The following is a 6,838-nucleotide window of genomic DNA, read 5'->3' on the forward strand; positions in this document are numbered from 1 at the left end:
TGGAATGGTGCTTGTTCTCAGACCGAGACGGCGCGGCCGGTGCGCGCGGACTCGACGGCGCATTCGGCCAGTCGCAGGGCCTGGACCCCGTCGCGCACGCTGGTGGGCATGGACTTCCCGCCGGCGACGGCATCGATGAAGGCCTCCATCTCCGCCCGGTATGCCTGGGTGTAGCGCTCGAGAAAGAAGTTCAGCAAAGGTTCGCGTGCGTCGGTGAACTCGGCGTTCGTGAAGCGCATCGTGGTCGGGCGCAGGTTGTCCTGGGTCAGCATGCCCGTGGCGCCCAGAACCTCGACCCGCTGGTCGTAGCCGTAGACCGCCTCACGGCAATTGTTGATATGGGCCTGCCGGCCGCTCTCGGTCTGGAGCAGGACCATGGCCGTGTCGTAGTCGTCGTAATCGCTCAGCGTCGGATCAATCAGGCGGGCGCCGATCGCGGTGACGAGAACCGGCTCCTCGCCCAGGAGCCACCGCGCCATGTCGAGATCGTGGATGGTCATGTCGCGGAAGATGCCGCCCGAGCTCTTCACGTAGGAGGCTGGCGGCATGCCCGGATCGCGGCTCGATATGATCACCTGACGAACCTCGCCGATGCGCCCGGCATCGATGGCCCGGCGCATCTCGGCGAAGGTGCTGTCGAAGCGGCGGTTGAAGGCTAACATCACCCGACCACCCACGCGCTCGATCTCGGCGGCGGCGCTTTCGCTCTCGGTCATGTCGAGGTCGATCGGCTTCTCGCAGAGGACCGCCTTGCCGAGCTCGACCGCCTTCAGAAGGAAGCCGACATGCGTGTCGGTGGGCGTGCCGATCACCACCGCATCCACGTCTGGCCGCGCGATGGCCGCCATGCAATCGGTCATTGCCTCGGCCCCGTGCGACGCAGCCACCGGCTCGACCACCTCGGCAAAGGGATCGGCGACGGCGATCAGCGTCGCCTTCGAACTTGCTGCGACATTGGCAGCATGGATCTTGCCGATGCGCCCGGCACCAAGAACCGCTATTCCAACCATTATTGTCTTTCCTGTCCGTGATGTTTGACGCGCATCGCGCCGAATGATGTGCGGATCAGTCCGCAGGCAGCTTGACCGCCTTGAATTGCTTCATCGTGGTATCGAACGCCCGCTGCGCCGCCATCTCGAGCGGCAGGTAGCGATGCGCTGCCGAGATCACCTCGACCCCCCAATAGCCGCGATAGCCGACGTCGAGGATCGCCTGGACCTGTGCGGCGATGTCGATCGTGCCCTCTCCGCACAAACGCCTGTAATGCGTGGAATCATTGAATAGCGTGCCCAGAACCTCGGGCCCTGCGTCGTCGAGCTCGACTGCTCTCAGGAATTCGAGCGGGATCTTGTGGATGTCCTCGGCGCTCATGCCGCCGCGCTCGACATGCCATGTGTCGACGAGCAGGCCGCCATTGGTGACGCCGAGTCCATCGAAGAGTGCCAGCCCGATATCGATGGTGTCGATACTGGCGAAAGGCAGGAACTCGATCGCGATGTCGATGTTCAGGGGCGCAGCGCGGTCGCAGATCGTGCGCAACGACGCGCGCATCGCGTCGATATCGGGCGCCTCGGTCTCGAAGACGCCGCCGCCGAGCTTGATCTTCTTTACGCCGAGCTCCGCGCCGACCTCGAGCATCCGGTCGTACATCGTGTCGGAGGCAAGGCGCAGGTCGCCGTCGAGGTGCCAGTCCGTCAGGAACTCCAGTTCCACGTGGCGGATGCCGTTGTCGTCGAAGATGCGGCGCATGGTCGGCAGACTGTATTCGGCGACCGACGCCTCGATGTCGGCCATGACGAAGCCCATGCCGCGCCAGCCGATCCGCCCGGAGACCTCGGCACGGTCCTTGAGGGGAAACGGGCTGATCTCGCTCGGGGCACCCGGCCAGGTGGCGCCGCTCACCGTCCAGTAGGACGCGCAAAGGTCGATGTCTTCAATTCTCATTCCAGGGCCTCGGGCGATGCTGGTGTGGATATGGTTCAGGCGCTGCAGGCCAGGACGACGCAAGTCGGTTCGATCTCACCGACACGCGCCTGAGGCTCTCCGGTGATGGCACCGGCAATCTTCGTCAGCCGCAGGTTCGCCCCGTCGGCAGTGCGCGGAGCGGCGGTCTCGACCGACAGCTCCTCGTCGAAGCGGGCGCGGTCGAACGAGCTTCCGGATGGGTTTTTCATTTCATCCTCCCTGTGCCGGCGATCGGGTCTCGGATCGCGACGCCAGCCTCTTGTTGCGAGGCGTCGCGCCCCCGGGAAGGGCGCGACGCCGTTTCAGAAGCTCTGCTGGCCCGTCGCCTTTTCGATCAGCCTGTCGATCGAGACGGCCAGGACGAGCAGGAAGCCGGTGACGATCAGCCGGATCTCGTTCTCGACGCCCATCAGGTTCAACCCGTTGCTCACCGTCCCGATCACCAACGCTCCGAGCAGAGCCGCATAAATTGCGCCGCGGCCGCCGAACAGGCTCACGCCGCCGATGACCGCCGCCGCGATGGATTCGAGCAGCAGCGTGCCGCCACCGACCCCGCCCCCGGAGAAGACGCCGACCCCGAGGGTCCGCGAGGCCGCGATGATGCCCGCAAGCGCGGCGACGCCGCCCGCGATGGCGAAGGCCGCCATCTTGAGTCCGGCGACGTTGACGCCGTTGCGTCTTGCGGCCTCGGCGTTGTTGCCCACGGCGTAGAGGAACAGTCCGAACTGCGTCTCCTGAAGGACGTAGCCGCCGATTCCGAGCAGGATCGCGAAGATCAGGACCACGAGCGGAATGCCCTGGTGCGCCGTCAGGATGGCAACGACGAGGATGCCGAAGGCGGCGGCGGCGCCGATCGGCAGGACGACACCCTGCAGGAACGGGATCTCCAGCCCGGCCTTCCTCCGGCTCGCCACGTTCGAGAGCACCAGGGCCGCGAAGGCGCCGATGCCGATCGCAAGGACGAGCCAGGCCCACGGGCCGGAGATGCTGGTGAGGGCGATCCTCTCGAGGCCGGTCCCGCTCAGGCTGTAGCGGGCCGTCTCCGGCAGCAGGATCAGCTGCAGGCCGTTGAGCGCGAGCCCGAGGCCGAGGGTCACGACGAAGGACGGGACACCAACGTAAGTCACCCAACGTGCGGAGAGGCTGCCGATGCCGGCTCCCAGCAGGACGGCGATCGGAATGGCGATCCATGGCGAGAACCCGTACTCCACGATGATCTTTGCCATGAACACCGACGTCAGACCGTTGATGGCGGCCACCGAGAGGTCGATCTCCGCGACGAGCAGGACGAACATCAGGCCCAAGGCCATGATGCCGACGACCGTGCTCTGGACGAGCAGGTTCGACAGGTTGCGCGGCGTGAGGAACACGTCGCTCTGGGCGGCGAAGAAGATCCACAGCACGACCAGACCGAGAACGATCGGGAGGGCGCGGAATTCGCTTGTCAGGAGTTCGCTGAAGCTGCGGCGGCGCACGGCAGGTGCGTCGGGGGCTACATGGGCCATGGAATATCCTCGAATGTCAGAATGTGCCGCGGCTATCCCGCGAGATTGACGCCTACGTTGCCGCCAACCATGGCGTTCACCACCTGCTCGCCCGTCACTTCGCTCGATTTGAAGCTCGCGACGTTGGCGCCGAGACGCATGACTTCGATCCGGTCGGTGGAATTCACGACGAAGTGGTGGATGTCATGGCTGACGACCACGATGCCGAGGCCCTGATCGGCCAGGGTCCGGATCAGCTTCGAGACGCTCTCCGCGGCCGAATGGCTCAACGCCGCCGTCGGTTCGTCGAGAATGACGACCTTGGGGGTCCAGAGGATCGAACGTGCGATGGCGATGTTCTGCCGCTGACCGCCAGACATCGCCCCAACGGGACGGGTCAGCGACATGCCTCCGAGCCGCATCCGGGTCAGCACCTCCCGTGCGCGGACCTCGCTCTCCGCGCGGCGGATGCGCCGCCCGCCCCAACGCGGGCCGGTCAGTTCACGTCCGAGGAACAGGTTCTGTACCGCGTCGAGATTGTGGCAAAGGGACAGGTCCTGATAGACCGTCTGGATACCGAGTTCCGTGGCATCGGTCGGCTTGCTGACGTGGACGGGTTTGCCTTCGAACAGGTACTCGCCGGAATCCATGGCATGGACGCCCGCCATGACCTTTACGAGGGTGGATTTTCCGGCTCCGTTATCGCCCACCAGGGCAACCACCTCGCCGGGATGAACTTCGACCGACGCGCCGCGAAGAGCGTGCAGCGATCCGAAGTGCTTCTGGATGTTGCGCATCGAGACCAGCGGCGTGTCGCTTGGACGTACCTCGGTATTCGGCCGTTGAGCTGTTTCCACGCCCATCTTCTATCCTCCCATAGATGATGTCGCGGGCGACGATACGCCGCCCGCCGTTCTCGCCTTACAAATTGGCTTGGCAGATCTCGGTGGTCTCGATGCCCTGGCAGATCTCCTCCCAAGTCCAGACGCCCTTCGTCACGACCTCCTCGAGGTTGTCGCTCGTGATGTTCGACACCGGAAGGAAGATGGCAGGAACATCCGCGTACTGGTTGTTGACCGTCCCGGTCACCAGATCCTGCGGCACGCCTTCGCCGTCGAGGACCGAGGAGACGACCTTCGCGGCCGCCTCGGCCTCCATGCGAAGGTCCTTGAGGATCGTGTTGTCCTGCCAGCCCTGGGCGATGTAGCGCAGCGCCTCGACGGTCGCGTCCTGGCCGCCCGTGACGATCTTCTCGCCGGGCTGGTAGCCTTGGCTGATGAGCGCCACCACCGAGCCGCCGGTCGTGCCGTCGTTCATGCCGAGGAACATGTCGACATCGCCGCCGGTGCGGGTCAGGCAGTCCTCGGCGAAAGATTGGGCGAGAGTTGGGTCCCAGTTCTGGGTATACTGATCGCAGACGACCTCGACCTTGCCGGAGTCGATCAAGGGTTGCAGGAACTCGTCCTGCCCCTTCTCGTATTGCATGGTCCCGAATTCGCCCTGGTTGCCTTTCACTCGCGCGACCTTGACCGGCGACTTGTCCATGGCCTCGATGAGTTCCGCAGCGCGCTGCCCCTGGGCCTGACCGACCGCAAGCGAGTCAAAGACGACATGCGCCTCGGCCTTGCCGCCGATCGCGTCGTGGTCGTAGAGCACGACCGGAACGCCGGCCATTTCGGCTGCAGCGAGGCCGCCGGCGACGAGGTTCGCATCGGCGGAGGTCAGCATGATGAGGTCTGCGCCCTGGGAGATGGCGTCCTCGATCTGACGCTGTTGCTGCTGCGGATCGCCTTGGGCGTTCTGCACCGCGACTTCGGCTTCGGAAGCTTCCTCCTTCAGCGCCTCGACGAAGAACGGCGCGTCGCGGCTCTCGAAGCGGATCGTCGTGGTGTTCGGCAGCAGGAAAAAGACGCTCTTGGCGTCCTGCGCCTGCGCGGCCCCCGTGATGACCGTGGTCGCAAGAAGTGCTGACAGTAGACGTATCATGGTGTTCCTCCCTCGGAATGCGGTGAAATGCGCTTGTCGGCACGAAGCTCGCCCGTGCCCGCTGCCATCCCAACCCAGTGGGGCACTCCTTAACGTTATAGAATTTTGGGATAAAGTGACAGGTTTGGGAAACATTATTGCATAAAATGCAAAAACCGTTCCGATCAGCGATCAGAGGCAATCCTCTCGGCGGCACCGACGCACAACGTTGGGCCAAGCCCATAAGCCTTGGCCTCCGGGCCGCGGACACTCACGGCGGAGTGTCTAGCGGGTCCAGATCTCCTCGTACTTGCCGGTCTGGAACTGCTCGACAAGAAAATCGATGAACAACCTTGTTCTCAACGGCACGAAGGATTTGCTTGGATAGGCAATGTTCATTGTGAGCCTGGGCAGATCCCAGTCGTCTAGAACCCGGACGAGCCGGCCGGCTTCCAGGTCGTCCTGAATGATATAGGTCGGTTGCGAGAGAATGCCGAGGCCGTCGCGGGCGGCGGCGCAGATGAGTTGGCCGTCATTCGTGATGACGACGCCGTCCACATCGACTTTGACGGTCTCGTGGCCTCGCTGGAAACAGAACTCGTTCCAGTTGTCGGCGAGAGTGTAAAGGATCAGGTCGTGATCCGTCAGTTCCAACGGGTGCTTTGGACTACCCCGCCGATCCAGATATTGCGGCGAGGCCGCCAGCAGGCGTCGTGTCTCGGCCAGGCGCCGAATGGTAATGGAGCTGTCCGCCTCCACGCGACGCGTACGAATTGCAAGATCGAGGCCATTCTCGATAATGTCGTAATATCTGTTCGACGCGACGATCTCGATGGAGAGGGCGGGATACAGCCTCCGAAACTGTTCAACCACAGGCATCAGATGCAGCAGGGAGAAGGACAGCGATGCGCCGACCCGCAATCGTCCGGTCGGCGCGTGAGAGTGGGCGGTGACATTCGCTTCCGCCTCCTCCCAGGTCGCGAGAAGGTCACGGGCGTCCGCGTAGAGTTGCTCCCCCTCGCCGGTCAGGCTGAGCTGGCGCGTGGAGCGCTGCACAAGTCTCGCACCCAGCCGAGCTTCGAGCCTCGTGAGATGCCGGCTGACTCCCGAAACCGACAAGCCGAGCGCTTCTGCCGCGCGGGTCATGCTTCGCTCATCGGCGATCGTCACGAAGACCTGAAACTCGGTCCAGCGATCCACTATCCGCGCCCCAAGGGAAATTGCATCTGTAAGGCAGTCTGCACTGGTGTTCCAAGCGAAGGCAAACCTTGTGCTTCTCGAACGCCGGAAAGCGGGCCGGCGCAGTCCAGCACTTCTGAAACATGCGTCGCGGTGGTCCAGACAATGGTAAGCGGTGGCTGCGGCCCACGTTGTCGGGCATCGGCCTGATTGCGAGATCTACCCATCTCAAGATGGGGAGTGCG

General features: G+C 64.0%; 7 protein-coding genes. All 7 read right to left on the minus strand.

Going from position 1 to position 6,838, the window contains the following annotated elements:
- Positions 1–17: 17 nt before the first annotated feature.
- The 7 genes from iolG to Q1A87_RS17780 all read right to left on the minus strand — a co-directional run bounded on the left by iolG (position 18) and on the right by Q1A87_RS17780 (position 6,614).
- Complete coding sequence (gene iolG, locus Q1A87_RS17750; RefSeq protein WP_299654339.1) at positions 18–1,010, minus strand: inositol 2-dehydrogenase; 993 nt, start codon at positions 1,008–1,010, stop codon at positions 18–20.
- Positions 1,011–1,065: 55 nt separating this feature from the next.
- Complete coding sequence (locus Q1A87_RS17755) at positions 1,066–1,944, minus strand: sugar phosphate isomerase/epimerase (protein WP_299654342.1); 879 nt, start codon at positions 1,942–1,944, stop codon at positions 1,066–1,068.
- A gap of 35 nt (positions 1,945–1,979) precedes the next feature.
- Entirely contained in the window at positions 1,980–2,174 is a 195-nt protein-coding gene (locus Q1A87_RS17760) for a hypothetical protein (RefSeq protein WP_299654345.1), read from the minus strand.
- A 93-nt stretch (positions 2,175–2,267) separates the two neighbouring features.
- Entirely contained in the window at positions 2,268–3,470 is a 1,203-nt protein-coding gene (locus Q1A87_RS17765) for an ABC transporter permease (RefSeq protein WP_299654348.1), read from the minus strand.
- A gap of 32 nt (positions 3,471–3,502) precedes the next feature.
- Positions 3,503–4,306 carry an ATP-binding cassette domain-containing protein gene (locus Q1A87_RS17770; protein WP_299654352.1) on the minus strand — a complete coding sequence of 268 codons (804 nt, stop codon included), beginning with the start codon at positions 4,304–4,306 and terminating at the stop codon, positions 3,503–3,505.
- 64 nt (positions 4,307–4,370) lie between these two features.
- On the minus strand, positions 4,371–5,435 hold the full coding sequence (locus tag Q1A87_RS17775; RefSeq protein WP_299654355.1) for a sugar ABC transporter substrate-binding protein: 1,065 nt from the start codon (positions 5,433–5,435) through the stop codon (positions 4,371–4,373).
- Between the two features lie 264 nt (positions 5,436–5,699).
- Positions 5,700–6,614 carry a LysR family transcriptional regulator gene (locus Q1A87_RS17780; protein ID WP_299654358.1) on the minus strand — a complete coding sequence of 305 codons (915 nt, stop codon included), beginning with the start codon at positions 6,612–6,614 and terminating at the stop codon, positions 5,700–5,702.
- Between the last annotated feature and the right edge of the window lie 224 nt (positions 6,615–6,838).

The organism is uncultured Jannaschia sp., assembly GCF_947494055.1.
Classification (GTDB): Bacteria; Pseudomonadota; Alphaproteobacteria; order Rhodobacterales; family Rhodobacteraceae; genus Jannaschia.